The sequence below is a fragment of the Pseudomonas gozinkensis genome, assembly GCF_014863585.1.
Taxonomy (GTDB): domain Bacteria; phylum Pseudomonadota; class Gammaproteobacteria; order Pseudomonadales; family Pseudomonadaceae; genus Aquipseudomonas; species Aquipseudomonas gozinkensis.
Genome location: NZ_CP062253.1, coordinates 3,806,266 through 3,833,197, shown reverse-complemented (window position 1 = coordinate 3,833,197; position 26,932 = coordinate 3,806,266). Strand labels below are relative to the sequence as shown.

General features: G+C 60.6%; 26 protein-coding genes. 9 read left to right on the top strand and 17 right to left on the bottom strand.

The window, feature by feature from the left end; genetic code table 11:
• Positions 1-44: 44 nt before the first annotated feature.
• Positions 45-1,610: an aldehyde dehydrogenase (NADP(+)) gene (locus tag IHQ43_RS16815; RefSeq protein ID WP_192561368.1), complete on the bottom strand. Its 1,566-nt coding sequence runs from the start codon at positions 1,608-1,610 to the stop codon at positions 45-47.
• Positions 1,607-2,245, bottom strand: a complete 639-nt coding sequence (locus tag IHQ43_RS16810) for a cysteine hydrolase family protein (protein ID WP_192561367.1) — start codon at positions 2,243-2,245, stop codon at positions 1,607-1,609. The genes IHQ43_RS16815 and IHQ43_RS16810 overlap by 4 nt, the downstream gene beginning before the upstream one ends.
• A 99-nt stretch (positions 2,246-2,344) precedes the next feature.
• On the opposite strand from IHQ43_RS16810, the gene IHQ43_RS16805 reads away from it, so the two are divergent.
• Complete coding sequence (locus tag IHQ43_RS16805) at positions 2,345-2,842, top strand: winged helix-turn-helix transcriptional regulator (protein ID WP_192561366.1); 498 nt, start codon at positions 2,345-2,347, stop codon at positions 2,840-2,842.
• Positions 2,843-2,911: 69 nt separating this feature from the next.
• On the opposite strand, the gene IHQ43_RS16800 is transcribed toward IHQ43_RS16805, so the two are convergent.
• From IHQ43_RS16800 to IHQ43_RS16775, 6 genes are all read right to left on the bottom strand, one after another.
• Entirely contained in the window at positions 2,912-4,327 is a 1,416-nt protein-coding gene (locus IHQ43_RS16800) for a purine-cytosine permease family protein (RefSeq protein WP_192561365.1), read from the bottom strand.
• 384 nt (positions 4,328-4,711) lie between these two features.
• Positions 4,712-5,860, bottom strand: a complete 1,149-nt coding sequence (gene argE, locus IHQ43_RS16795) for an acetylornithine deacetylase (protein ID WP_192561364.1) — start codon at positions 5,858-5,860, stop codon at positions 4,712-4,714.
• Positions 5,857-6,534 (bottom strand): DUF1028 domain-containing protein, encoded by a 678-nt coding sequence (locus IHQ43_RS16790; protein WP_192561363.1) that lies wholly within the window; start codon positions 6,532-6,534, stop codon positions 5,857-5,859. The genes argE and IHQ43_RS16790 overlap by 4 nt, the downstream gene beginning before the upstream one ends.
• Before the next feature lie 27 nt (positions 6,535-6,561).
• A complete protein-coding gene (locus tag IHQ43_RS16785; protein ID WP_007950460.1) occupies positions 6,562-6,978 on the bottom strand; it encodes a RidA family protein in 417 nt (138 codons plus the stop codon).
• Positions 6,979-7,036: 58 nt separating this feature from the next.
• Entirely contained in the window at positions 7,037-8,344 is a 1,308-nt protein-coding gene (locus IHQ43_RS16780) for a flavin-containing monooxygenase (RefSeq protein ID WP_192561362.1), read from the bottom strand.
• 259 nt (positions 8,345-8,603) lie between these two features.
• Complete coding sequence (locus IHQ43_RS16775; RefSeq protein ID WP_192561361.1) at positions 8,604-9,422, bottom strand: alpha/beta fold hydrolase; 819 nt, start codon at positions 9,420-9,422, stop codon at positions 8,604-8,606.
• Positions 9,423-9,603: 181 nt separating this feature from the next.
• On the opposite strand from IHQ43_RS16775, the gene IHQ43_RS16770 reads away from it, so the two are divergent.
• Positions 9,604-10,050: a winged helix-turn-helix transcriptional regulator gene (locus IHQ43_RS16770; RefSeq protein ID WP_192565021.1), complete on the top strand. Its 447-nt coding sequence runs from the start codon at positions 9,604-9,606 to the stop codon at positions 10,048-10,050.
• A gap of 74 nt (positions 10,051-10,124) precedes the next feature.
• Here the strand turns inward: IHQ43_RS16770 and IHQ43_RS16765 are convergent, their stop codons facing one another.
• Positions 10,125-11,168 (bottom strand): LLM class flavin-dependent oxidoreductase, encoded by a 1,044-nt coding sequence (locus IHQ43_RS16765; RefSeq protein WP_007950451.1) that lies wholly within the window; start codon positions 11,166-11,168, stop codon positions 10,125-10,127.
• A gap of 67 nt (positions 11,169-11,235) precedes the next feature.
• Positions 11,236-11,721 (bottom strand): flavin reductase family protein, encoded by a 486-nt coding sequence (locus tag IHQ43_RS16760; protein WP_007950450.1) that lies wholly within the window; start codon positions 11,719-11,721, stop codon positions 11,236-11,238.
• 325 nt (positions 11,722-12,046) lie between these two features.
• Here IHQ43_RS16760 and IHQ43_RS16755 point away from each other — a divergent pair, with 325 nt between their 5' ends.
• Both IHQ43_RS16755 and IHQ43_RS16750 read left to right on the top strand, forming a co-directional pair.
• Positions 12,047-13,453, top strand: coding sequence for a purine-cytosine permease family protein (locus IHQ43_RS16755; RefSeq protein WP_192561360.1), 1,407 nt, complete (start codon positions 12,047-12,049; stop codon positions 13,451-13,453).
• 252 nt (positions 13,454-13,705) lie between these two features.
• Positions 13,706-14,806 carry a polyamine ABC transporter substrate-binding protein gene (locus IHQ43_RS16750; RefSeq protein WP_192561359.1) on the top strand — a complete coding sequence of 367 codons (1,101 nt, stop codon included), beginning with the start codon at positions 13,706-13,708 and terminating at the stop codon, positions 14,804-14,806.
• A 108-nt stretch (positions 14,807-14,914) separates the two neighbouring features.
• Here IHQ43_RS16750 and IHQ43_RS16745 read toward each other — a convergent pair whose 3' ends face one another.
• Entirely contained in the window at positions 14,915-15,904 is a 990-nt protein-coding gene (locus IHQ43_RS16745) for a TerC family protein (RefSeq protein ID WP_192561358.1), read from the bottom strand.
• Between the two features lie 171 nt (positions 15,905-16,075).
• On the opposite strand from IHQ43_RS16745, the gene IHQ43_RS16740 reads away from it, so the two are divergent.
• On the top strand, positions 16,076-17,047 hold the full coding sequence (locus IHQ43_RS16740) for a Dyp-type peroxidase (protein WP_425220282.1): 972 nt from the start codon (positions 16,076-16,078) through the stop codon (positions 17,045-17,047).
• 127 nt (positions 17,048-17,174) lie between these two features.
• On the opposite strand, the gene IHQ43_RS16735 is transcribed toward IHQ43_RS16740, so the two are convergent.
• The 3 genes from IHQ43_RS16735 to IHQ43_RS16725 form a co-directional block, all read right to left on the bottom strand.
• Positions 17,175-17,657, bottom strand: a complete 483-nt coding sequence (locus IHQ43_RS16735) for a hypothetical protein (protein WP_192561357.1) — start codon at positions 17,655-17,657, stop codon at positions 17,175-17,177.
• Between the two features lie 214 nt (positions 17,658-17,871).
• Positions 17,872-19,581 (bottom strand): amidase, encoded by a 1,710-nt coding sequence (locus IHQ43_RS16730; RefSeq protein ID WP_192561356.1) that lies wholly within the window; start codon positions 19,579-19,581, stop codon positions 17,872-17,874.
• Between the two features lie 138 nt (positions 19,582-19,719).
• Positions 19,720-20,508 carry an AraC family transcriptional regulator gene (locus tag IHQ43_RS16725; RefSeq protein WP_064597283.1) on the bottom strand — a complete coding sequence of 263 codons (789 nt, stop codon included), beginning with the start codon at positions 20,506-20,508 and terminating at the stop codon, positions 19,720-19,722.
• Positions 20,509-20,592: 84 nt separating this feature from the next.
• Here IHQ43_RS16725 and IHQ43_RS16720 point away from each other — a divergent pair, with 84 nt between their 5' ends.
• Complete coding sequence (locus tag IHQ43_RS16720) at positions 20,593-21,591, top strand: bile acid:sodium symporter family protein (RefSeq protein WP_192561355.1); 999 nt, start codon at positions 20,593-20,595, stop codon at positions 21,589-21,591.
• Between the two features lie 3 nt (positions 21,592-21,594).
• Here IHQ43_RS16720 and IHQ43_RS16715 read toward each other — a convergent pair whose 3' ends face one another.
• Positions 21,595-22,518: a LysR family transcriptional regulator gene (locus IHQ43_RS16715; protein ID WP_192561354.1), complete on the bottom strand. Its 924-nt coding sequence runs from the start codon at positions 22,516-22,518 to the stop codon at positions 21,595-21,597.
• A 130-nt stretch (positions 22,519-22,648) separates the two neighbouring features.
• Here IHQ43_RS16715 and IHQ43_RS16710 point away from each other — a divergent pair, with 130 nt between their 5' ends.
• Positions 22,649-22,924: a DUF2798 domain-containing protein gene (locus IHQ43_RS16710; RefSeq protein WP_192561353.1), complete on the top strand. Its 276-nt coding sequence runs from the start codon at positions 22,649-22,651 to the stop codon at positions 22,922-22,924.
• Between the two features lie 12 nt (positions 22,925-22,936).
• Here IHQ43_RS16710 and IHQ43_RS16705 read toward each other — a convergent pair whose 3' ends face one another.
• On the bottom strand, positions 22,937-23,542 hold the full coding sequence (locus IHQ43_RS16705) for a LuxR C-terminal-related transcriptional regulator (protein ID WP_192561352.1): 606 nt from the start codon (positions 23,540-23,542) through the stop codon (positions 22,937-22,939).
• A gap of 114 nt (positions 23,543-23,656) precedes the next feature.
• On the opposite strand from IHQ43_RS16705, the gene IHQ43_RS16700 reads away from it, so the two are divergent.
• The gene (locus IHQ43_RS16700; RefSeq protein ID WP_192561351.1) at positions 23,657-25,294 is read left to right on the top strand and encodes an ATP-binding response regulator; all 1,638 of its coding nucleotides are present in this window, start codon (positions 23,657-23,659) and stop codon (positions 25,292-25,294) included.
• On the opposite strand, the gene yecR is transcribed toward IHQ43_RS16700, so the two are convergent.
• The gene (yecR, locus tag IHQ43_RS16695; protein ID WP_119426270.1) at positions 25,266-25,574 is read right to left on the bottom strand and encodes a YecR family lipoprotein; all 309 of its coding nucleotides are present in this window, start codon (positions 25,572-25,574) and stop codon (positions 25,266-25,268) included. The two genes, IHQ43_RS16700 and yecR, sit on opposite strands and share 29 nt — an antisense overlap.
• Before the next feature lie 369 nt (positions 25,575-25,943).
• Here yecR and IHQ43_RS16690 point away from each other — a divergent pair, with 369 nt between their 5' ends.
• Complete coding sequence (locus IHQ43_RS16690) at positions 25,944-26,828, top strand: hypothetical protein (RefSeq protein ID WP_192561350.1); 885 nt, start codon at positions 25,944-25,946, stop codon at positions 26,826-26,828.
• The last annotated feature ends 104 nt before the right edge of the window (positions 26,829-26,932 follow it).

The following is a 26,932-nucleotide window of genomic DNA, read 5'->3' as shown; positions in this document are numbered from 1 at the left end:
CGCTAAAAATGCCCGGTTCGGTGATTCGCCGAACCGGGCATTTTTTATTGGCCGTCGATGCTGCGGGGCAGGTCGAGTGGATTACCGTCGCGCAACACTTGCGGCAGCAACGCATCCGGAAAGCCCTGATACGCCACCGGCCGCAAAAAGCGCTCGATCGAGGTCATGCCGACCGAGGTGAAGCGGCTGTCCGAAGTGGCCGGGAACGGCCCGCCGTGGACGGTGGCGAAAGTCACTTCCTGCGGATGGGCGAAGGCGTTGACCACAATGCGTCCGGTGCGGCGTTCGAGGATCGGCAGCAGATGCCGGGCCAGATCCAGATCGCGGTCTTCAAGGTGAATGGCTGCGCTCAGTTGACCCTTGAATGAACGGGCAACTGCCAGCAACTCTTCTTCATTGTTAACCGTTACCAACAACGCGGCTGGGCCGAACACTTCATGGGCCAGCGCCGGTTCGCTGAGCAGGCGTTGACCGTCAACTTCCAACAGCGCCGAGCGGCCTTCAAACTTCCCATCCGCCGGCGCGCCGACCGCCACCCGATTCGCCCCCACACTTTCCATTGCCACCAGCCCTTTGACGTATGAACCGTGAATCCCCGGCGTCAGCATCGTGCGTGCCGGCGCTTCGCTGACTCGCTTGATCATGGCGCTGCGCAGCGCTTGCAGTCCTTCACCCTCGACCGCGATCAGGATCGACGGACACAAACAGGCTTGCCCGACATTCACCAGCATCCGCTCGATAAAGCCATCGCCGATCTCGCCGCCACGTGCGGCCAGCGCTGCGGGCAAAATGAACGTCGGGTTGACGCTGGTCATTTCGGTAAACACCGGAATCGGATCAGGCCGTAATTGCGCGCGGCGATAAAGCGCCATGCCGCCCACCTCTGAACCGGTGAACGTCACCGCTTTAATCAAAGGATGATCGACCAGCGCCTCACCGATGGCATTACCACCACCGCGCACCATGGAGAAAACCCCTTCGTGCAAGCCATGCATCTGCACCGCTTTGCGGATTGCGCGAGCCTGAATTTCCGAGGCCCCGGGATGCGCGTTATGGGCCTTGAGAATCACCGTAGCTCCGGCCGCGAGTGCCGACGCAGTATCGCCGCCGGCCACCGAATAGGAGATCGGAAAGTTGCTCGCACCGAAGATCGCTACCGGGCCTATCGCGATCTTTTGCAGCCGGTGATCCATCCGTGGCCGGGGCTGACGCTCAGGTTGCGCCGGGTCGATCGCCAGTTGCAGGAACCGACCCTTGCGCACCACGTCGGCGAACTGACGGAACTGAGTCGCGGCCCGGGCGGCTTCGCCTTCGAGCTGTGCCTGAGGCAGACCGGTTTCAAGTGCGGCACGGGCGGCCAGTTCCTCACGGACGGCGTCGAGGTTGTCGGCGATGCTTTCGAGAAACGCCGCACGTTCGGCCAGCGAAGTGTGGCTGTAGCTGTCGAAGGCCGCATCGGCGAGGGTTGCAGCCTGGTCGATCTGCGCTGCACCGCCGAAGGCGAATTCCGGCTCGATCAGTGTGTTGGTCGCCGGATTCAGCGCCTTCATCGTGCCCTCGGTAGCGGGGACGTCAGCGGCGCCTATCAGCAGGTGGCCAGTCAGACTCATTTCGCGTCACCCTGGGACTGAAGGCTGGCGATCAGTTCGTCCGTGGTGGTGATGACATGGGCGAACGTCGGGCCGTTGAGTTCGTGGGCGGCGTGCATCATTTCCTCTTTGAACGCAGCGGTCGCATCGCGTACCAGCGTGATGTGATAGCCAAGTTCGGACGCATAGCGCGCGGTGGCTTCGATGCAGGTGTTGGCCAGGAGCCCGACAATGATTACGTGGGTGATGCCTTGCTGTTTCAGGCGAAAATCCAGGTCGGTGTTGGCGAAACCGCTGGAGCCCCAGTGTTCCTGAACCACGATGTCGCCGTCCTTCGGTGCGAAGTCCGGGTGCCATTCACCGCCCCATTCGCCGCGCGAAAAGTGGTGCATGTGCATGATCTTTTGTTGGGTGGGAGTGGGATGATCCCAGTTTTCGTAGTCGCCTTTGACCCAGCGGTGATGCGGTACGATGACGACCGGAATCGGCAGGGCCCGTACGGCGCGATCGAGTTTGCGCAGGTTGTCGAGCAAGCCGTTCTGCTCGGCCATCGGTTTGATCAGCGGAAAGATCTTGCCGCCGTCCGAGAGAAAATCGTTGTACGGATCGACCAGCAGGTAGGCGGTTCTGTCGAGCGGATAGAGAGGTTTCGACATGACGATGTACTCCGGCAATGAGAGTGATCGATGCTCAGGGCTTGTTCCCGCATCGTGTTGATATGATAATCATAGTAACTGTGAAAGAGGCAAGCCCTGATGGCTGTAAACGATAGTCTTCCCGATACGCTGTGCCCGATTTCCCGGGCCGAGGCGATCGTCGGCGACCGCTGGACGGTGCTGGTTTTGCGCGAGTTGTTCATGGGCAGCCATCGTTACGACGAGATCCTGGCCCAGACCGGCGGTACGCCGCAGATGGTCGCCGCCCGTCTGAAAAGCCTCGAGGCGGACGGACTGGTCGAGCGTCGCTTGTACAACGAGCGGCCGAAACGCTACGAGTACCACCTCACCGCAAAAGGCGAGGCGTTTTACCCGGTGGTGATCGCGTTACGCGCTTGGGGCGAGACCTGGTGCAAGTCGCCGGAGGAAGGGCTGGCGGTGAACATGACCCACAAGAACTGCAACCACAGCGCCGGCCTCGGGCCGTTGTGCGATCACTGCGGTGAAGTGTTGCGCCGTGAGGATCTGATCAGCCAGCCGCAAGAGGCGTACGCCGCCGAACGACAGGCGCGGCGTGAGGCATTCAAGTCGAAATAGGCGGCTCCATCCAAAACAAAAAGGCCCTCACTTTCGAGGGCCTTCGTGTGTCAGCGCAGAACGCATCGCTTACAGACTGTTCACCAGTTTTCCGGAGGTCAGCCGCCGACGATAAGCACTGTCACGAGTCGCCAGCCAGAAATAGAGCGGCGAGGTCACCAGCAAGCCAACCACCCACGACAGGTCCGCGCCGTTGATGTGCGCCGACACCGGCCCGACGTACAGCGGCGTGTTCATGAACGGAATCTGCACCGCGATACCGATCGCATAGGCCAGCAAGGCTTGCGGGTTGTAACGGCCGTAGATGCCGCCATCGACCTGGAAGATCGAGTCGATGTCGTACTGCCCTTTGTGGATGGCGTAAAAGTCGATCAGGTTGATCGCCGTCCACGGCACCAGCACCACCAACAGCACCAGCACCATGTCGACGAAGTGGCCGATGAAGTCTGCCGAGGCGCCGACCGCAGCGAAGCAGCAGGCCAGCAGGACGATGATCGAAATCACCGCACGGCTCTTGGCGGTTGGAATCCAGCGGTAGGCGAAGGTCTGCACCAGCGTGATCAGCGACAGCACCGCGCCGTACAGGTTGAGGGCGTTGTGGCTGATCACGCTGAGCAGGAATAGCACCAGCATCAACGGGCCGATGGCGCCGGTGGCGAGTTTCACCGCTTCCATGGTGTCCATGCCCACCGGTGTTGCCAGCACGGCAACGGCGCCAAACACGAACGACAGGCTCGAACCCAGTGCCGATCCCAGATAGGTCGTCCAGAAGGTCGCCGCCACCGGCACATTCGCCGGCAGGTAGCGCGAGTAGTCCGACACGTAAGGCGCAAACGCAATCTGCCACAACGCCGCCAGCGACACGGTGGCGAGCCAGCCCGAGATGTTGAAGCTGCCGCGAGTGAGGAAGTCATCGGTCTGGATGTGGGTGAGGATGTAGCCGAAACCGACCACGATGCCGATCCCCAGCACCCAGGTGCCGATGCGGTTGAGCACGTGAATGAAGCGGTAACCGATGATGCCGATGATCCCCGAACCCAGCGCGCCAATCACGATGCCGACCGGCACCGGAACGCTGTCGACCACGCCATGCAGCGACTTGCCGGCCAGCACGATGTTGGAGGCGAAGAAGCCGATGTACATGACGCCGGCAATCAACACCACCAGCAATGCGCCAAGGGAACCGAACTGCGCACGGCTCTGGATCATCTGCGGAATGCCCATCTGCGGGCCTTGCGCCGAGTGCAGCGCCATCAGCACACCGCCGACCAGATGACCGACCAGAATGGCGACGATGCCCCACACCAGATTCAGGTGAAACAACTGCACGCCGAGGGCGCCGGTGACGATGGGCAACGGCGCGATATTGCCGCCGAACCAGAGGGTGAACAGATCCCGAACCTTTCCGTGGCGATCTTCGGGCGGCACATAGCCGATCGTATGTTTTTCAATGAGCGGTGCGGACGTTGTTGCAGAGGTGGCCATGACGAACTCCAAGGCAAGGACGAGTACGTGGACGTACTTCAGTGAGCGCCGGCACGGACGGCGCATTTCTTGTTGGGGTTGATCATGGGCAAGGAAAGGGGAGAGATAAATTAGTAGTTTTGTTGCTTCAGGCGTTAAAAAAACGAGCTTCGTGTTTCCGTCGAAGCCGCTCTGTTTCGGGCCTTTCATACGTGCAAGCGCGAGCGCAGCAGACCTCCAACGGAGCAGCTGTCTGTAGGATGTGGCGCATCGAAAATCTGCGCCAATCGCTAAGTCCTGTGGGAGCGGGCTTGCCCGCGAAGAGGCCATCAGACTCAACCCAAACAGATGGCTGATCTGGCGCTTTCGCGGGCAAACCTGCTCCCAAAGAGTTGGGGCCCGGTATCAAAGACGAATCGAAGCCAGCATCCTTTGCAGCATCTCATCGCAGGCCTTGAGCTGATCGCGGCTGACGAACTCGTCCGGCTTGTGGCCCTGATCCATGCTGCCGGGACCGCACACCACCGTGGGAATCCCCACCGCATCGAACAAGCCGCCTTCAGTTCCAAAGGCCACGGTGCCGAAATCGTCCGAACCACAGAACGTAGCGATCAACTCGGCAGCCTGGCTTCGGGCATCGGTGGCCAGCCCCGGATAGGCCGACAATTCGCTGAAGCGGATATCGCTCTGCTCGCTGACGGCCCGCATGCGCGGCAGCATTTGTTGTTCGGCGTAGGTCTTGAGTTGCTGCGCGACAATCGCCGGATCCTGCGAGGGCAGGGCGCGGATTTCAAAGTCGAAACGGCAGTCGGCGGGGACGATGTTCAATGCCTTGCCGCCGCTGATCACACCGGTTTGCACCGTGGAGTACGGCGGGTCGAAACGCGGATCGAGGTGTTCATCCTTGAGTTGCCGGCCGATGCGTCCCAGCTCGCCGATCAGCTCGGCGGCGCATTCGATGGCGTTCACTCCGAGCGGCGCGTAGGCCGAATGACAGGCGTGACCCTGGACATCGCAGCGCATCGCCAGTTTGCCTTTGTGCCCGAGTACCGGTTTGAGCTCGGTCGGCTCGCCGATGATGCACAGCAACGGTTTGACCGGACGTTGCTCCAGCACCTTGAGCAACGAGCGCACGCCTAGGCAGCCGACTTCTTCGTCGTACGACAGCGCAATGTGCACCGGCAGGTGCAGCGGTGCTTCGATCAACGACGGCACCAGCGCCAGCACGCAGGCGATGTAGCCCTTCATGTCCGCCGTGCCACGACCGTAAAGCTTGCCGTCGCGCTCGCTGAGTTCGAACGGCGGCACGGTCCATGGCTGACCGTCGGCGGGCACCACATCGGTGTGCCCCGACAGTACGATGCCCGGCTGATCGGCCGGGCCGATCGTGGCGAACAGGTTGGCCTTGCTGCGCTCATCGTTGTAGATCAGCTCGCACGGCACGTCGAAACTTTCGAGGTGGCTACGCACGAAGTCGATCAATTGCAGGTTGGACTCGCGGCTGGTGGTGTCGAACCCCACCAGCGTCCTGAGCAACGCGACGCTGTTGCTCATCGGTCGTCTCCGGCAACCCCGTAGCCCGGCGCCCTGGCCGGATCGAGGGCGCGGTCGATGTAGTCCTGAAGCTGCGGGCGATAGGCGTCCCAGAGTTTTTGCAATTGGCCGATCGGGTCTTCATCGGCCCAGTCCACCCGCAGGTTGACGATGGGCCAGGTCAGTTCACCAACCACGACCACGGCTGCCGAATGCACCGGACCTGCTTCACCGCCCAGGGCCTGGGCGGCGTGCAAGGCCTTGATCAGACGGTCGGCCAATTGGCCTTCGCCATCCTCAAACGCGCTGACCATGGCTTCGATCACCGAGCGCCCGGCGAGCATGTTGCCGGCCGCCACGCACTGTTCGCCGGACACGGCGTTGTGCACGCCCAGGGTTTGCGCACCGCTGAAATGCGCGGTCTGACCGAGGTGGTTGATCGCCGTGATCTGCCGGTACTGACTGTAACCGTTGCGGGTCAGCACTTTGTCCAGCGCGGCCTCGGGCGCCAGGCCTTGTTCCATCAAGGCGAGCACTTCCGGGCCGAGCGACGGCAGGGTGATGTTCTGGCTCGACACCGCGCCGACCCCCGGCAACAGCCACGGGCAGCGGGCGCCGACGGCGATGCTGGAGGAACTGATGGCGATGCCGAACTGGCCGGTTTCGGGGCAACGGGCGGCGATGGAAAATGTCATGTGTGGCCTCCTTTCGCTAAGGTCGAATTACTCGGGAATCACCGCAACCACATCAATCTCCATCAGCCACTGCGGCTGACCCAGGGCCGACACCACCAGCCCGGTGGAAATCGGGAACACGCCCTTCAGCCATTTGCCGACTTCCTGATACACCGGCTCGCGGTAGCGCGGGTCGATCAGGTAAGTGGTGGTCTTGACGATATGGCTCAGGTCGCTGCCGGCCTCTTCGAGCAGTTGCTTGACGTTGCGCATGGCCTGTTCGGTCTGCGCGCGCGGGTCGCCGAGGCCGACCAGTTCACCGTCGAAATTGGTGCCGACCTGACCACGGACGTACACGGTATTGCCGGCGCGCACGGCCTGGCAAAGGTCGTTGTCCAGGGTCTGGTTCGGGTAGGTGTCCTTGGTGTTGAACATGCGGATGCGGGTGTGGGTTGGCTGACTCATGTGAGGCTCCTGACGAAATCGGACCCGGCGCGACGGGCGCCGGGATTGAAGAGGGAAATCAAGCGTCGACGGTGTCGACTGCGTTGTTGTGCAGCGCGGCTTCGCGTTGTTCGGCATCGCGATAGGCCAGGTATTTGCGCTGGGTGGCGATGTGATCGGCCACGTGCTTGGCGTCGTGCCACACGCCCCAGATGAACGACGAGCCGCGTCGCGATTGCCACGGCAGACCGAGGAAATACACACCCGCTTCGCTGGACACACCGCGCTGGTGCTGCGGCTTGCCGTTGTCGTCGAACGCGGCGACTTTCAGCCACGAATAGTCCACGGCAAACCCGGTGGCCCAAATGATCGAGGTGATGCCGGCGGCGGCCAGATCGAGATCGGCCAGCGGGTTTTTCACGCATTCAGGGTCCGGATAAGTCTCGCGGGCTTCCGGTTCCAGCGGCAGGTCGAGGCCGTTGCGTTCGATGTAGGCGTCGGCGGCATCCAGCAGCGCGAGATAGTTCTCGTCGCCACGCTTGAGGTTGTCGCGCAGGTCCTGCTTGAAGGTCACCACGCCGTCGCTGAACGATTCGGTGACGCCGACCAAAGTCATGCCGCGATGAGCCAGGCCACGGAAATCGATGGTGCGGCCACCGTGGGCACCGCTGACAGCGATGGTCACATGCTCGCGGCCCGGTTTCATCGCGGCCTGATCCCACTCGCCGAGTACGCCGAGCCACCAGCAGAAATCACGGTTGCGGTAGGCGCGAGGAGGGCGGTCATGGGCGCCGACCGAGAGGTAAACCTGCTTGCCCGAGCGCTGCAATTCATCGGCAATCTGCACGCCCGACGAACCGGCACCGACCACCAGCACCGAGCCGGCCGGCAGTTGTTGTGGGTTGCGATAGTCGGCCGAGTGAATCTGCAGCAGACGCTCATCCTTCGGCGCAATCGCCGGGATCACTGGACGCTGGAACGGACCGGTGGCAGCGACGACGCGGGCCGCTTCAATCACGCCCTCGGAAGTTTCGACAGTGAAGCCCGGGCGCCCGACATTGCGCACCACGCTTTTCACATCGACGCCGGTGCGGATCGGCGCGTTGAATTTCTTCGCATAGGCTTCGAAGTAATCGGCGACGCGCTCCTTGTGGGCGAAACCGTCCGGGTCGACATCATCGAATTCCATCCCCGGAAACCGGTCGTGCCACGCCGGACCGTTGGCCACCAGCGAATCCCAGCGCCCGGTGCGCCAGCGTTCGGCAACGCGGCTGCGCTCCAGCACCAGGTGCGGCACACCGAGTTTGCTCAGGTGTTCACTCATGGCCACACCCGCTTGACCGGCGCCGACAACAAGCGTGTCTGTTTTTATTATTTCAGTGGTCATCTCTGATCCCTTCTCACGAGGCCTTTGGATTCAGGTCGCTGTCGACCTGTTCTCTGTGCTTGGGATCAGACTAGGGAGGGGGTGGTTATCGGTAAAATATTATTAAGCTGGCATGTGAAGATAAAAACGTGATGCAGAGACCTGAAAGCCCCGTAAATAAAGGGGCTCGCCGTGGCGCCGGAATCCGGGACACGGAAAAAAAGGGCCGCCGACAGGGTTGTCGGCGGCCCTTTTCAAGGCGTGTTCAGATCAGCCGGACTCAGCGATCGAGAAACGCCAGCAGGTCTTCATTCAATTGCTGCGCATGGGTGACCGCAAAGCCGTGTGGCGCGCCTGCGTAGACTTTCAACTCAGCGCCCTTGATCTGCGCAGCGGCACGTTTGCCGGTGGTTTCGAACGGGACGATCTGATCACCATCGCCGTGAATCACCAGCGTTGGCACATCGATTTTCGCCATGTCCGGTCGGAAGTCGGTTTCCGAGAATGCAGTGACGCAATCCACAGTGCCTTTGAGCGACGCCAGCAGGGCGATGTTCAGGGTTTGTGTCAGCACGCCATCGGAGACTTTCTGGCCCTGATTGGTGCCATAGAACGGAGCGTTGAAGTCAGCGATAAACTGCGCGCGATCCTTCAGCAGGCCGGCCTTGATGCCGTCGAACACCGACTTGTCGACGCCCTCGGCAAAGTCCGGTTTCTTGCCGAACAGCGGGGTCACCGCGCCCAGCAACACCAGCCCGGCAACACGCTCGCTGCCGTGGCGCGCGATGTAGCGGCTGACATCGCCGCCGCCCATGGAGAAGCCGACCAGGGTCACGTCACGCAGGTCCAGGTGCTCGATCAGTTGCGCGATATCATCGGCGAAGGTGTCGTAGTCATACCCGGTCCACGGCTGCTCGGAGCGGCCGAAACCGCGACGGTCGAAGGCGATGGTGCGATAGCCGCGGCTGCTCAGGTATTCCATCTGGTATTCCCACATGTCGGCGTCCAGCGGCCAGCCGTGGCTGAACAGCACGGGCTTGCCGCTGCCCCAGTCCTTGAAATAGATCTCGGTGCCGTCTTGGGTCGTGAACGTGCTCATGAAAACTCCTTGGGTGTGGGCCTGCGTGGATGCCGTGATGGCAACGCTCACTATCGCGACAAAGCGGATTGGCCACTTGTACGCAGGTGCTAAGTTCGTGGCGCATGGCGTTATCGGTTTTGCGATACGAGTTGTAAGATGCAACCGCATCGAACCTGCCGTTTTGCCGGAGACACCCGAAATGAAGCGCAAAAGCCTTGCGGGTAATGCCTGCCCAATCGCCCGGACACTCGACCTGATCGGTGACTGGTGGTCGCTGCTGATCATCCGCGATGCGCTGGAAGGCATTAGTCGTTTCAGCGATTTCGAGAAGAGCCTTGAGATCGCCAAGAACATGTTGAGCACCCGGCTCAAAGGGCTGGTGGAGCGTGGGATCCTGCGCATGGAGCCTGCGTCCGATGGCAGCGCCTACAAGGAGTACGTGCTGACGGAAAAGGGCCGGGCGCTGCAAACCGTGATCGTCGCGCTGTCGCAGTGGGGCGGGGAGTTCATGTTCGAGCCGGGCGAGCCGGGGTCGGTGATGGTCGATGCACAGAAGCGAAAGCCGATCAGGAAGCTGGAGCTGCTGTCGGTCGATGGTCGCCATCTGGCGCCGGAAGATATCGCGACAACCTCGACTGCTTACTGACACCTGCGTCAGCCGAAAAAAGCGCCCCGACGTTCCGTTCGGGGCGCTTCTACATTCAACGTTGTTCGGCGTATTTAACGAAACGCCGGCACCACATGCTTGATAAACAACTCCAGCGACTTCTTCTTCTCCGCGTGCGGCAAGCTGTTGTCACACCAGAAACTGAACTCATCGACCCCCAGTTCCTGGTAGTACTTGATCCGCGGAATGATCTCTTCCGGTGTGCCGATCATGGCGGTCTTGTGCAGGCTCTCCAGTTCAAACTCCGGCCGCCCTGCAAATTTCTCTTCCGGGCTCGGTGCCAGGAAGCCGTTTACCGGCACTTCCTTGTTGCCGAACCACGCATCGAAGGTACGGTAGAAACGTGAGATGGCTTTGGCGCCAACCTTCCAGCCTTCCGGGTCATCCGCCGAGTGCACGTGGGTATGACGCAGCACCATCAATTGTGGACGCGGCACATCCGGGTTGTTGTCCAGCGCAGTCTGGAATTTGTTCTTCAGATCGAGGACTTCTTCGTCGCCTTTCATCAACGGTGTGACCATCACATTGCAGCCGTTGGCCACGGCGAAGTTGTGCGAGTCCGGGTCGCGGGCGGCGATCCACATTGGCGGGTTGGGCTTCTGGATCGGTTTCGGCACGCTGGTGGAGGTGGGGAATTTCCATATCTCGCCGTTGTGGGCGTAGTCGCCTTGCCACAGGGCGCGCACCACCGGGACCATTTCCCGTAGCGCCTGGCCGCCGCTGGAGGCGGGCATGCCGCCGGCCATGCGATCGAATTCCACCTGATAGGCGCCACGCGCCAGGCCGACCTCCATCCGCCCGTTGCTGATCACGTCGAGCAATGCGCATTCACCGGCGACCCGCAACGGGTGCCAGAACGGCGCGATGATAGTGCCGGCGCCCAGGTGAATGGTGGTGGTCTTGGCCGCGAGGTAGGCCAGCAGCGGCATCGGGCTCGGCGAGATGGTGTATTCCATCGCGTGGTGTTCGCCGATCCACACGGTGCTGAAACCACCGGCCTCGGCCATCAACGTCAGTTCGGTCAGGTCTTCGAACAGTTGACGGTGGCTGACGCTTTCGTCCCAGCGCTCCATGTGTACGAACAGGGAAAATTTCATGACGCTACCTCGAGTCTCTTGTGGTCGGCCGGTCGCTTGCCGGCCTGTTTAAGTGCAATCGTGCGGATCAGGCAAAAGCGGGCAGGGCGCCCATCTTGCCGTGGCAATACACCAGCGGGCCGGCGTCCTGCTGAGGAACGATGAGGTTTTTCACCGCGCCGACCATGATCGCGTGGTCGCCGCCTTCGTATTCGCGCCACAGCTCACATTCGATGATAGCTGTCGCGTTGGCCAGGATCGGGTTGCCCAGTTCGCTCAGCGTCCACTCGATGCCCTGCGCCTTGTCCTTGCCTTTGCGGGCGAACGCGTAGGCTTCGCTCTGCTGGCCGCCGGACAACACGTGAATGGCAAAGCGTTTGTTCTTGATCAGGACGGGGTAGGAATCGGAGCTGTAATTGGGGCAGAACAGCACCAGGGCCGGGTCCATCGACAGCGAGCTGAAGGCGCTGGCGGTCAGACCGACGATCTGGCCGTCGTCATCCAGCGTGGTGATGACGGTAACGCCGGACGGAAACGAGCCCATGACTTGTTTGTAGACGGCAGCATCGATCATTGGTCAATCCTCGAGTGCGGTGAAGCGTATTTTTATGTGTTTATAGGTCTGATGGTATACCGTAATACATCGATTGCAAGCGCTTTTTTGGTGAAACGATAAACGTGGTTCATCCGTCGGAAACTCAGTATTTACGGGGCTTTGCTCTAGCCGAGAACGCTGGCCATCAGCGAGGATGCCGGATCAGCTGCCATCGTAAATAGCGGATCAGTCTTGTGAAAATGTTGGAATACCATAATATGGTGTTCATCTGAGGGGTCGCCACGAAGCACCCCCGGTTTGGCTTCATACAACGATAAGAACAGACCCAATCGAGTTCATTTTTATGTCCCAGATGTCCCGGCAAGATCCGTTGATCGAGAATCACACGGTCGACTACGTCCCACTCGCGGAACGCCACGGGAAGGCCCGCGACCTGTTCACTCTATGGTTCAGCACCAACATTGCGCCACTGCCCATCGTCACCGGCGCCATGGTGGTCCAGGTGTTTCATCTCGACCTGTTCTGGGGGCTGCTGGCGATTGCGCTGGGGCACATGATCGGCGGCGTGGTGATCGCCCTGGCGTCGGCGCAAGGCCCACGCATGGGCATTCCGCAAATGGTCCAGAGCCGTGGTCAGTTCGGGCGATACGGCGCGCTGCTGATCGTGTTCTTCGCAGCGATCATCTATATCGGGTTTTTCATTTCCAACATCGTGCTGGCCGGCAAATCCATCGTCGGCATTGCGCCGTCGGTGCCGGCGCCGCTGAGCATTCTGATCGGTGCCCTGAGCGCCACGGCCATCGGCGTGATCGGCTACAACTTCATTCACACGCTCAACCGCATCGGCACCTGGGTGATGGGCAGCGCGCTGCTCGCCGGGTTCATCTACATCTTTGCCCATGAGTTGCCGGCGGACTTCTTTACCCGGGGCAGCTTCAATCTCTCGGGATGGCTGGCGACGGTGTCACTGGGGATCATCTGGCAGATCAGTTTCTCGCCCTATGTCTCCGACTATTCCCGTTACCTGCCAGCGGACATCGGGATCAGCAAGCCATTTATCGCGACTTATCTCGGCGCCACGCTGGGCACGATTCTGTCGTTCACCTTCGGCGCGGTCGCGGTGCTGGCGACCCCGGAAGGCACCGAGGCGATGGCGGCGGTCAAGCAGTCCACCGGTTGGCTGGGGCCGATTCTGATGGTGCTGTTCCTGCTCAATATCATCAGCCACAACGCGCTGAATCTGTATGGCGCGGTGCTGTCGATCATCACCTCGATCCAGACCTTTGCCAGCCAATGGACGCCGAGCATCAAGGTGCGGGTGATCTTGTCGAGCGTGGTGCTGGCGGGCTGCTGCCTGGTGGCGCTGGGCGCGTCGGCGGATTTCATTTCCGAGTTCATCGGCTTGATTCTGGCGCTGCTGCTGGTGTTGGTGCCGTGGGCGTCGATCAATCTGATCGACTTCTACCTCATCAAGCGCGGCAGCTACGACATCGCCTCGATTTTCCGCGCCGATGGCGGCATTTATGGGCGCTTCAACCTGCACGCGATCATTGCCTATTTCATCGGCATCATCGTGCAACTGCCGTTCGCCAACACCTCGTTGTATGTCGGGCCGTATGCCAATCTGCTGGAAGGCGCGGACCTGTCGTGGCTGGTCGGCCTGATCGTGACGTGCCCGCTGTATTACTGCCTGGCGACCCGTGGGCAGTCGCAGCAGAGCAGGGCGGCGCGGTTGGGTTTTACCGACTGATCCTTCGCAGGCTGTTCAGACAATGCCCGGCACTTCGTCGGGCATTGTTGTTTCCGCATCCCGACGGTCACGCAAATTGGCCATTTCGATCCCCTTTTGGCCAATGGGCTACTGTGCTGCGTCTACGCTGTCAGGAAGAATCGAAGCCACAACTAGATGCTGCACCTTCCTTGCCCTTGGCTGATTTGCAAGCCGCTGCCGTGTACAGAACATAAAAACCATCGACTCACGCTGCATTCGGGGAAACACAACATGGTCACGATGAAACGCATTCTGGGCGCCACTGTTTGCGGGCTGACGCTGCTGGCCAGCGCCGTCCAGGCCGAACAGCGCGAACTGCGGGTGTACAACTGGGCGGATTACATCCTGCCGTCGGTGCCCAAGGATTTCGCCGCCAAAAGCAACATCAAAGTGACCTGGGATACCTTCGACACCAATGAGTCACTCGAAGCCAAACTGCTGACCGGCAACTCCGGCTATGACCTGGTGGTGCCGTCGAACCAGTTCCTCGATACCCAGATCAAGGCCGGCGTGTTCCAGAAACTCGACAAGTCCAAGCTGCCGAACTGGAGTCACCAGGACCCGGCGCTGCTCAAGTTGCTCGACGTCAACGACCCCGGCAATCAGTACGGCGTGCCTTACATGGTCGGCACGGTGCTGATCGGTTTCAACCCGGCCAAGGTCAAGGCGGCGCTCGGCGAGAATGCGCCGGTGGACAGTTGGGATCTGGTGTTCAAACCGGAGAACATGGAGAAGCTGAAATCCTGCGGCGTGGCGATGCTCGATTCGCCGACGGAAATCCTGCCGCTGGCCCTGCATTACCTGGGTCTGGACCCGAACAGCCAGAACCCGGCCGACTATGAGAAAGCCAAGGACTTGATGCTCAAGGTTCGCCCTTATGTGACCTACTTCAACTCGGCCAAGTACATGACCGATATCGCCAACGGCGACATCTGCGTGGCCATCGGTTACTCCGGCAGCTTCTACCAGTTCGGCAACCGCGCCAAAGAAGCGAAAAACGGCGTGGTGGTCGACTGGCGCCTGCCGAAGGAGGGCGCGCCGATCTGGTTCGATACGTTCGCGATTCCGAAGAGCGCGAAAAACGTTGAAGAGGCCCACGAGTTCCTCAACAACCTGCTGGATCCGAAGGTCATCGCTTCCATCAGTGACTTCCTCGGTTACCCGAATGCCAACAAGGATTCGCTGCCGCTGATCAACAAGGAAATCACCGGCAACCCGAACCTGACACCGACCAGCGAAGCGCTGAAGAAGCTGTACGTGGTGCAACCGTTGCCGCAGAAACTGGAACGGGTGCGGACCCGGGTGTGGACCAGCATCAAGTCTGATAAGTAGCAGACCACAATTACTGTGGGAGCGAGCTTGCTCGCGATAGCGTTGTGTCATTCGACAGATTAGTTGGCTGACATGACGCCTTCGCGAGCAAGCTCGCTCCCACAAATTCTACTTCGCCTGGCTTTCCTGCGTTTCGCTCTCGGGCGACTTGTCCTTTGTCAGGATCAGGCTAAGCACCACCGACGCCAGAATCAGCCCGCCGACAATCGCCAGCGACCACTCCACCGGCATGTGAAACCATGGCATCACCGTCATCTTCCCGCCGATGAACACCAGCACCAGCGCCAGTCCGTACTTGAGCAGATGAAAGCGGTCGGCCATGTCCGCCAGCAGAAAATACAGCGCCCGCAGCCCCATGATCGCGAAAATGTTCGAGGTGAAAATGATGAACGGGTCGGTCGTCACCGCGAAGATCGCCGGGATGCTGTCGACCGCGAACATCAGGTCGCTCGCTTCGATCAGCACCAGCACCAGGAACATCGGCGTGGCCCAGCGCACACCGTTCTGCAGCACGAAAAACCGCTCACCGTGAAAGCCATTGGTGATGCGCAGATGCCCGCGCACCCAGCGCAGCAGCGGGTTGTTATCGAGGTCCGGTTGCTGCTCGGCGAACACCAGCATCTTGATCCCGGTGATGATCAGGAACACGCCGAACACATACAGCAGCCAAGTGAATTGCGACACCAGCCATACGCCGGCAAAGATCATGGCCGCGCGCATCACGATCGCCCCGAGCACGCCGTACAGCAGCACCCGGCGCTGCAACTCCGGCGGCACGGCGAAGTAGCTGAAGATCATCACGAAGACGAACATGTTATCGATCGACAGCGACTGCTCGATCAGGTAACCGGTGAGGAATTCCAGGGTCTTGACCTTGGCGATTTCGGGACCGAATTCGCCGTTGAGATACCACCAGAGCAATCCGGCGAAGGCCATCGCCAGCATGCACCAGGCAAATACCCAGGATGAGGCTTCACGTACCGAGACCCGATGCGCCTTGCGCCCACCGAAGACGAACAGGTCGACGGCCAGCATGGCCAGGACAAAAACGATGAAGGCGACCCACATCCAGGGTTCGCCGATGTTGATGGGGTGCATGCCGTTCTCCCTGTCTTTATGTTTTTCGGGGTAGACGGGGCCATGCTAGTAGGAGCCTTCCGACAAAGAAAAATCGTTTATTTCGTGGGTATTGTTCGTGAATAACGAAGTGTCGGATGACCCGGGCAGAGCGCGGGTAATACTTCATTCAACACTTCTTTGCTAACCTCGTTGTCGAGTCAGTCCACCACTCCGGGAGCTACGATCATCGACACGCCAGATCCTCAAGCCGTCTGCAGCCCGATCACCAGCGCTGCCATCTTCATCGTGGCGACCCTCAACGCCGAGGCCGAGGCCGCCGAAAAAGTCCGTGGCTGGTGCGCCGATATCGCCGGCCTGACGCGCTCGGTTGGCAAACGCGTTCCCTCGGGCAACCTGTCCTGTGTCTGTGGTTTTTCTTCCCGCGCATGGGATCGTCTGTTCGGCAGTCCACGCCCGGCGTCCTTGCACGACTTCCGCGAATTTGGCGTAGAAGGGCGACGCGCCGTTTCCACGCCTGGCGACTTGCTGCTGCACATTCGCGCCGATCAGATGGATCTGTGTTTTGAGTTGGCGACGCAGTTGATGTCGGCGCTGGAGGGCGCCGTGACGGTGGCGGACGAGGTACAGGGTTTCCGCTATTTCGACATGCGCAGCATCATCGGTTTCGTTGACGGCACGGAAAATCCGGTCGGACGCAAAGCCGAGCATTTCACCCTCGTGGGCGATGAAGATCAGCCGTTCAGTGGCGGCAGTTATGTGTTGGTGCAGAAGTACCTGCACAACATGAAGGCGTGGAACGAATTGCCGGTCGAAGCGCAGGAGCGGGTGATCGGGCGCACCAAACTGTCCGATATCGAGCTGGATGATTCGGTCAAGCCGAGCAATTCCCACAGCGCGTTGACGACCATCACCAAGGACGGCGAAGAGGTGAAAATCCTGCGCGACAACATGCCGTTCGGCCGGCCCGGCGCGGGGGAGTTCGGCACTTACTTCATTGGCTACGCGCGCTCGCCGGAACCGTTGGAGCAGATGCTGGAGAACATGTTTGTCGGCAACCCACCCGGTAATTACGACCGGTTGCTGGACTTCAGTGCGGCGGTCACGGGCAGTCTGTTTTTCGTGCCTTCGGCGGATTTACTGGAAGAACTGGCAGAGCGATAAAAAAGGCCGGATCTAATGATGCAGCCTTCATTTCATTAAGTCAGGGGATGTTGGACTAATGTTGTTTAATAGTGGAACATTTGTCGATGTTTTCATTAAGTTTTTGGTCGTTTGACTTTAGTGCAGTCTAGATTGGGCCGGTGGCGTTGAGTTTTAATTCCCCTTTGAGAGGATATTCCTTTCCTTCAGTTAGCACGGTGAGATGAAATTTAGCCTCAATAATACTTGAGGCCCTGTCGAGGGTGAATTCAAAAAAACCGTCTTTTCCTGAATAAATGGTGCCACCGTTAGTAGAGAGGCGCGCCTGTGGTAAGGCTGGGTTGGAATTGTCAATAGGATAGTTTCCATTGGGGAGATATCGTGGGATAAGAAATCTTATAGATTCTTTAGGTTGGATTCCGGCAAATCTGTAACCCAAAGTGCTTATGTATTCGGGGGTTAGCGAAGCGAAGACAAATTCGTCCGCAGTAAATTCCCTGCCCATGTAATGGTGTGGCGGGTTGAAGAAACCATGGAAAAAAGACTCATCCCCGCAGGGAGCTGTCGTAGCATTATTTTCATCATGGGGGAGCTCGGTGTTATTATTGTTATCGTTTTTTGTGCGTTTCATTATGACTAACCTTTGTTAAGTCGAAATGTAAACCTGTGAATTTTTAGATTACACGGGTGCTGTTTCGGCTTGATGTTAGTTATTGCTTGTGCGCTGTGCAATTGTCAGAGTTGACAGTTGTGAAAATGTTAAAAGTGTGGTTTGCGTGTTTTGGAGTATGTGCCGCGAGCAGGCTCACGGCACACTTCTAAAACTTGGACTCACGGTCCAATCATTACTCGCTGGAAAGCGCTGGCGTACGTGGTGGCACTAAACGTTTCGATCCGGTTGCCTCGAATGCAGCTGCCAGTCGCAACAGAGTCGAGTCGTCATAGGCACGTCCGGCAAACGTCAGCCCCACTGGCATGCCGATGTCCGCCATCACACCCATCGGCACAGTGACGGTCGGCACGCCAAGGTGACGAATCGCCAGGTTGCCGTTGGCCACCCAGATGCCGTTGCTCCAGGCGATGTCCGCCGAGGCCGGGTTGACGTCGGCGTCCGCCGGGCCGACGTCGGCGTTGGTCGGGAACAGCACGGCGTCGAGGCCGAGGCGATCCATCCAGTCTTCGAGGTCGAGCTTGCGGGTCTTCTCCAGGCCGCGCAGGCCGTCCGGCAGGGTCGGGATCTGATCCCACGGCGTGATGCCGCGTTCGGCCATGCGCACGTATTCGTCCATGCCGGCGGCGAGGTCGCCTTCACGGTTGGGCAGGGTGCCCGGGTCGTGCGGGAAGATTTTCGGCCCGTCGACGTCTGCCAGACGGTTGAGTTTCGGGTCGCCGTTGGCGCGCAGGAAATCATCGAAGGCCCAGGCCGACAGGTCCCACAGTTCGTGGTGCATGAACTCTTTGGAGACGATGCCGCGATTGAACACGGTCGGTGCGCCCGGGCGATCGCCTTCGCAGTTGGAGACCAGTGGGAAATCCACTTCAATCACTTCGGCGCCGGCGGTTTCGAGGGCCTGACGGGCCTGTTTCCACAGATCGATCACCGAGGCGCGAGTGTTGATGCGCTGCCCGGTCGGGCCGCCGATGCCCGGTTCTTCGCTGGTGCCGGCCTCAGGGTCGGCGTTGATGTACATGCGCGGCACGCCCAGGCGTTTGCCGGCCAGTGCATCACTTTTCACTGCGAGTTCAAGGTAAGAAGCCGGACGCACCGAGGCGACGCTCGGGATCGGCACCCACGGTTGCAGGCGCCAGAGGTCGCCACGGGTTTCGGCGTCTTCGGCGACCACCACGTCGAGCACTTCCAGCAGGTCAGCCATGGTTCGGGCATAGGGCACCACCACGTCCATGGTCGGCGTCAGCGGCCAGTTGCCGCGTACCGAGATCACCCCGCGCGACGGCGTGTAGGCACACAGGCCGTTGTTCGACGCCGGGCCGCGACCGCTCGACCAGGTTTCTTCCGCCAGACCGAATGCCGAGAAGCTTGCAGCAGTGGCAGTACCGGCACCGTTCGACGAGCCGGAAGCAAACGGCGCAGTCAGGTAATCAGCGTTGTACGGGCTTTCCGCACGGCCGTAGACGCCGCGCTGCATTCCGCCATTGGCCATCGGCGGCATGTTGGTCTTGCCCAGGCAGATCGCACCGCCCGCACGCAGGCGCTCAATGGTGAACGCATCGCGCTGGGCCACCAGATCGGCGAAAGCCGGGCTGCCGGACGCGGCGGTCAGGCCTTTGACCAGATAGCTGTCCTTGGCGGTGTAGGGGATGCCGTCCAGCGGACCGAGGGTTTCGCCTTTGGCGCGACGGTCGTCCGAGGCCTGCGCCTCTTTCAGCGCGTCGGGGTTGCGCACGATCACTGCGTTCAGGGCAGTGTCAGTGTCCGGGCCGTCAAAGGCGTCGATGCGCGCCAGATAGGCCTGCACCAGTTCAACGGCTGTGGTCTGGCCGGATTCGAGCGCCGCGCGCAATTGGGCAATGGAAACTTCAGTGACTTCGATCATGCTGTTACCGCCGACAGGTTCGCTAAAGGGTGGTTGATCATTGTTATCGTCGAAAGATGTCAAAGATTTTTGATGGGCGAAACTCTACCCTGAAATTTGCTCAATGGCATGCATAAAGTCGATAAATATCGGTTAATTTCATCGGAAAAATTCGCCAGGTGTTTCACCGAACTGTTGGCGAAACGCCGCGATAAAGGCCGACGTCGAGTCATAACCACAGGCCAAAGCCACGTCGGTGACGCGCTCGCCGCGTTCCAGCGGCGTCAGCGCACCCAGCAGACGCAAGCGCTGACGCCAGGTGCGGAAGGTCAAACCGGTGTCGCGCAGGAACAGCCGAGTCAGAGTTTTCTCGGTCACGCCGAATTTTTCGCTCCAGTGCGCCAGGGTGGTCTGCTGTTCCGGATGTTGCTCCAGACTCTGGTAGATCTGGCGCAAGCGACTGTCCTGCGGCAGTGGCAGCATCAGATCGATGGGCGGGGCTTCGGCCAGTTGATCGAGGATCACCTGCGCCAGACGCCCGTGCGGGCCGCTCTGGTCATATTCGACAGGAATCTGACTGAAGGCCCGAATCAATTCACGCAAAAGATCACTGACGCCGAGCACATGACAACGCTCCGGCGCCCAGCTGGCGACGCTGCAATCGATGTACAGGCTGCGCATTTCGGTGTGCGGCGAACTGAATACTCGATGCGGCACGCCCGCCGGAATCCACACCGCCCGCTCCGGCGGTGCAACGAAACGACCGACGGCGGTCTGCACTTCGAGCACACCCTGGATGGCGTAGGACAACTGCACCCACGGATGGCTATGGCGGCGGGTCAGCGCGCGATTGGGCAGCGATTCGGTGCGCCCGTACAGCGGACGCGGCAGGCTGGGCAGCCCTGGAATGCTGCGTCTGACGCTCTTGTCGTGTCCTTTTGGCGGCATCTGTGGGTTCTTCGGCGTTAGTCGGTAATTTCCAGCCACGTTAGAGTCGCTTCCACGTACTGGCAACCCCCGGATGAACAAACCATGACGCGCCCACGATTTTTGCCCGATAACTTCACCCTGACCCTGATCGGCGTGGTGCTGCTGGCCAGCTTCCTGCCCGCCAGCGGCCAGGTCGCGACCGGTTTCGGCTGGCTGACCAACATCGCCATCGCGCTGCTGTTTTTCCTGCACGGCGCCAAGCTGTCGCGCGAATCGATCATTGCCGGCGCCGGCCACTGGCGCCTGCATTTGCTGGTGTTCGGCCTGACCTTTGTCCTGTTCCCGCTACTGGGTCTGGCGCTCAAGCCGCTGTTGTCGCCGATGATCGGCGATCAGCTGTACATGGGCATGCTTTACCTGTGTGCGCTGCCGGCTACGGTGCAATCGGCGATTGCTTTCACTTCGCTGGCGCGGGGCAATATTCCTGCGGCGATCTGCAGCGCGGCGGCGTCCAGCCTGTTCGGGATTTTTCTTACGCCGCTGCTGGTGACGCTGCTGCTGAACGTCCACGGTGACGGCGGTTCGACCCTCGATGCGATCGTGAAAATCAGCGTGCAACTGCTGCTCCCATTCATTGTCGGCCAGATCGCTCGCCGCTGGATCGGTGCCTGGGTCGGTCGCAACAAGAACTGGCTGAAATTCGTCGATCAGGGCTCGATTCTGCTGGTGGTCTACGGCGCGTTCAGCGAAGCGGTGAACGAGGGCATCTGGCACCAGATTCCGGTGATCGATCTGCTGGGGCTGGTGGTGGTCTGCTGCATTCTGCTGGCGCTGGTGCTGCTGGCGTCCACCCTGCTGGGCAAGGCGTTCGGTTTCAGTCAGGAAGACCGCATCACCATCCTGTTCTGCGGCTCGAAGAAAAGCCTGGCCACCGGTGTGCCGATGGCTCAGGTGTTGTTTGCCGGCAGCACGATTGGCGTGTTGATTCTGCCGCTGATGCTGTTCCATCAGATTCAGTTGATGGTCTGCGCGGTGTTGGCGCAGCGGTATGCGAAACGGCAGGAATCGGTGCCTGAACTGATGGCAAACGTTGATCCTTGATGATCATCGGGTGGGCCAGCGTGTTTTCAGTTGCTCGATCAGATAGTCCGTGAATGCCTTGACCTTGGGTGTCAGGGCTGCACGCTCCTGCACACAGGCGTAGATCTCCAACGGTGCCGCACTGGCCCGTGTCAATCCATCGCCAGGCTCGAACAGCGGCACGAGCTGACCGCTTTCCAGATACGGCGCGGCAACGAATTCGGCCAGGCGTGCAATACCGGCGCCATGGGCCGCCATTTGCGCCAACACGTCGATATCGTCGCTGACGGCAGTCGCATTGATTGCGGCTTCGAAACGCTGGTCATCCCGGACAAACCACCAGCGCAGAAAACGCCCGTCGAGTGGGTATCGGAACGCCAGGCAAGCGTGCTGCTGAAGATCTTCCGGAGCGCCCGGTCGACCGGCCTGTTGCAGATAACCGGGGCTGGCGCAAATCACGAACGGCACCGTCGCGACCTTGCGCGCGATGATGCCGTCTTCCAGTTGCGGCTCGATGCGCAGGCTCAGGTCGATACCTTCATGGAGGTGATTGATTTTGCGGTCGGTGGTCGAGAGCTCAAGCGTCAACTTCGGGTAACGTTCGGCGAAACCGGCAATGACCGGGGCCAGTACATGGCGTCCAAACCCGGCGGTGGAGGCGATACTCAAGTGTCCCTGGAGTTGCGTCTGTGCGTGGCTGATCGCGCTCTGCGCGGATTCCAGATCGAGCGCGATACGTTTTACCTTCTCGAAATACACCGAACCGCTCTCCGTCAGCGCCATGCTGCGGGTAGTGCGTTGCAGCAGGCGTGTGTCGAGGTGAGCCTCAAGGCGACTGAGGGTCTGACTGACGGCGGCGGCACTCACCCCGAGAGTTTTGGCGGCGCCGACAATCGATCCCGCCTCAACGACTTTGATAAAGCAATCGATGGCACCCAACAGATTCATGCGGGGATCCTGGCAAAAAAGGATTCATAAGACTTTGTTTATAAAGTGCTCACGGCGATCAGTCTAGTTGCGGGTTGGCAGGCTTGTTAGGGTGCTCGGCGCCTATCCACTTCGGTCAACAAGGACTGACATGAACCAGAGACTATCCCCAAGAACCACAGCATTTAACCAGCGCAAGCTGTCTGCCCGCGCCACGCCGTACGTATTCGCGTTGTACATGGCGACCATCATGGCGTTTCTGATGTCGTTGGTGATCACCGCGTCCAATTTCGGGATTGATGCCGATTACCTTAGCAATGCACTACACGCCTACAAACTCGCGATGCCCGTGGCGTTTCTGTGCATTCTCGTGGTCCGGCCGATTGTGGTGAAACTGGTAGCACTGACCGTACACCCGCACGCCTGACCCGGAGGCAGGCTACAAGACTCCGGAGTATTTCACCGCTGCTGCGGCCCGAGACGGCACATTCAACACCCGCAACAACGACGACACATGAATCCGCACCGTGAACGGCGAAATATCCAGTTCACGGGCGATTTCCTTGTTGGTCTTGCCTTGGGCGATCAGCCGCAGCACCTCTTGCTGGCGCGGGGTGAGGGCGGTGCCGGTGTCCAGCGGCAGCAGGCCGGACGGGGCGAATTTGACCAGCACCTCACCTTCGCGAATCGCCCGGATCGCCTGACCGATTTCGTCGGGGGCGATGTTCTTGCCGATGAATCCATCAATGCCGGTGGCCATGACTTCGCCGATCAGCGTCTCGTCATCGACCATCGACACCACGATCAGGGTGGTTCGCGGTAAACGCCGACGCAGTTCAGAGAGCTGGCTGACACAGGTCAGGCCGGGAAAACGCAAGTCGAGGATCAAGGTGTCGGGCTCATCGCCGGCCGGCAGCAGGGCGAGCACAGTGTCGAGGTCGCCGGCTTCTTCGATCAGGGCTTCGGGCAGCAGGCGCTGGACGGTGCGCAGCAGCGCTTCGCGAAACAACGGATGATCGTCGGCTATGATGATTCGGCACGCCATGGCAAAACCCTCCCTGGGTCAGCATTTTTAACGGTGTGCACCTTAGCACCACGCGAAGGCAATGCCTGTTGATTCGTGCTGTTTATGACGACTGCCGCACAAGGACGTTCCTCCATGAAGTTCGAAAAAAACACCGAGCTCGACCAGGCCAATCTGCGAATCATCATCGCCAGCATTGCGTTGGTGTACATGGCCGTGCTCGGTTTCCTGCCAGGCCAGCGCTTCGATACTTACCTGCCGGTGGTCACCTACATCTCCCTGTTTTTGCTGGCCTCCGTCGTGCTGCGCCAGGCCATCGTACGCTGGCCGGGGCATTATCCGGCGCGGCGGATTTTCGGCATGATCCACGATTACACCGGTACCAGTTTCGGGCTGGTGGTCGGCGGCGAGGCGGCGTTGCCCATCTATGCCGTGATGGTCTGGGTCAATCTCGGCAACGGCATGCGCTACGGCTCGCGCTACCTGGCGATCGCCACGGTGTTGGCATTGCTGGCGCTGCTGGCGGTCTATCGGTTGACGCCGTACTGGCAGGCGCAACCGTTCATGGTATTGATGCTGATGATCACCAGCACGGTGATTCCGGTGTATGCGCACCTGCTGCTGGAGCGTACGCGCAAGGCATCTGAAGAAGCGGTCGCTGCCAATCTGGAAAAGTCGCGTTTCCTGGCCCAGGCCAGTCATGACCTGCGTCAGCCGATCCACTCCATCGGCCTGTTTACTGCGTGCCTGCGCGAGTCGCGGCTGGGCGAGAAGGAGCGGCGGCTGGTGGACAGTATCGACCGTTCGCTGCTCAACGTGTCGCAGCTGTTTCGTTCCATTCTCGATCTCTACACCCTCGACAACGGGCGGATTCTGCCCCGGTTGCAGACGCTTGAACTGGGCGAATGGTTGACGGATCTGATCCGCCAGAACGCCGAAGCCGCACGTTGGGCGGGTGTGGAGTTGCGCCTGCGGTCTTGTGAACATTGGGTGCGCACCGATCCGGCGTTGCTCGCGACCATGGTGCAGAACGTGCTCTCCAACTGCTTTAAATACGGCGCGCACCGGCCGGTGCTGATCGGTGTGCGCAAGCGCGGCGCCGGGTTGGCCATCGCGATCTATGACCGCGGCAACGGTATCGCCGAAGAGCATTTGCCCAAGGTGTTCGAGGAATTCTATCGGGTGCGCCAGTTGCGCGACAAAGACGTCGAAGGCGTGGGCCTGGGGCTGTCGATTGTCCGGCGTCTGGGCCAATTGATCGGTATCGACGTCGCGATCCGCTCATGCCTGGGGCAGGGCACGGCGGTGAACTTGTATGGGCTGCCACTGGCATCGCCGCAGATGCCGGTCAATCGGGAGGAGGCTCGACAGGTCGGGTTGCTGACAGGGTTGAAGGTGTGTCTGGTGGAGGATGATCGCAACGTTCTGCTGGCGACCTCGGCGTTGCTCGAGCGTTGGGGCTGCGTCGTGCAGGCCGAGCTGAGCGGGCAGGGGCTGGTCACGGACTGCGACATCATCGTGGCCGACTATGACCTCGGCTCCCACAGTACCGGTATCGAGTGCATCGATGAGGTTCGCCGTCAGCGCGGTTATGCAGTGCCGGCCATGATCATCACCGGACATGACATCGAAAAAATCCAGGCGGCCCTGCAGGATCGCCAGATCGCCATTCTGTCCAAGCCGGTACGTCCGGCCGAGCTGCGCGCGACCTTGCGTGCGCTGCGCGACCGGCAGACCGAAGCAGTCAGCGCTTACACAGATAGTCCTGCGTGATGGTGGTTTGCAGGCAGTTGTACTGACCCATGGTGCGGCAGATGTTTTTCTCCGAACCCGACACTTCGGCGCTTTTGTAGCCCCAGACCTTGCAACGGCCTTCAGCCGTGGCCAACCCTTGAGCGGCGGAGGTTTGTCCGCTCTCGAACTGGCCCAGTTCATAGGAGACCTGAACGACGCCGTCGGTCTTGCTGCCGCCGGTGGCTTCCCATTGCTTGGGGGTGGCGCAGCCGGTGAGAACGATGGCTGCGAGGCTGAGGGTGGCGATGAGTGTTTTCATGAGCGTACAGAGTCCTTGGTGTTGTTGTTTTTCCAGGCACAACGATCCCGCGCACTGCACGGCAGCAATGTTGGGGAGTGTCGGGGGTTGCGAGGGACTATAACGCCAGGGATCGGGGTGGTCGATTAGCACAAATGTGCTAGTGCGGCGCAACCAGCGGTGGGCTGGTTGCGCCGATAGCGGTTATTGAGGACTGTTGAACTGGTCCGAATAGCTGCCGCTCATGAGGGCGGAAGCCACCTGGTCCGAACCGACGCCTGCGCGGGAATAGGCAAGCCGGTTGGCACCGACCTTGTCAGCGCCATCGGCGGCGAGTGCGCCAGCGCCGACGTGATCCGCGCCGTCAGAAGCAACGGCTCCGGCGCCAACATGATCCGCGCCGTCAGAGGCGAGGGCGCCAGCGCCGACGTGATCCGCGCCGTCAGAGGCGACCGCGCCAGCGCCGACGTGATCCGCGCCGTCAGAGGCGACCGCGCCAGCGCCGACGTGATCCGCGCCGTCAGAGGCGACCGCGCCAGCGCCGACGTGATCCGCGCCGTCAGAGGCGACCGCGCCAGCGCCGACGTGATCCGCGCCGTCAGAGGCGACCGCGCCTGCGCCGACGTGATCCGCGCCGTCAGAGGCGACCGCGCCTGCGCCGACGTGATCCGCGCCGTCAGAGGCGACCGCGCCTGCGCCGACGTGATCCGCGCCGTCAGAAGCAACGGCTCCGGCGCCAACATGATCCGCGCCGTCAGAGGCGACCGCACCGGCGCCGACGTGATCCGCGCCGTCAGAAGCAACGACTCCGGCGCCAACATGATCGGAACCGTCAGAAGCTACCGCGCCAGCACCGACATGATCGGCGCCATCAGAAGCAACCGCCCCCGCACCCACATGATCCGCCCCATCCGACGCCAAAGCCTGCGCCTTCGCAGCCCAGACACTGGGCATTGCCACCGTTGCCGCAACTGCCAGGACAAGGCCCGGCCAAAGCGTATGCTTCATGATTTTCTCCACGCCCCATCAGCCACACAGCAACCGAGCATCAGCCGTCATTCGTTGTCTGACGGAAGGCTCGTCGGCCCGGGGTCAACCAGATTGGTGAGTGGCACGGGGGCACCGGAGGGTGCACGGGTGTCGACGGTTTACAGGAAATCTGGACAGCGAACTGAAAAGTATAGTTCGCCCTTGGCGGGAGGCAGGCTGAAGCGCCGTGAAGGCGATAGTCGGTTAGCTTCCTTGCAGGCCGGCGCTAGAAAACAATCAGTCTAAAAACCGCGTAGCGCAATGCAGCGTGTTTGCTAGGCTCAAGGATGTAGGCGAAGACGCAGACTGATGCGCAAGCGGATAGCGAGGGGACGTGGGGCGCGTTCCGA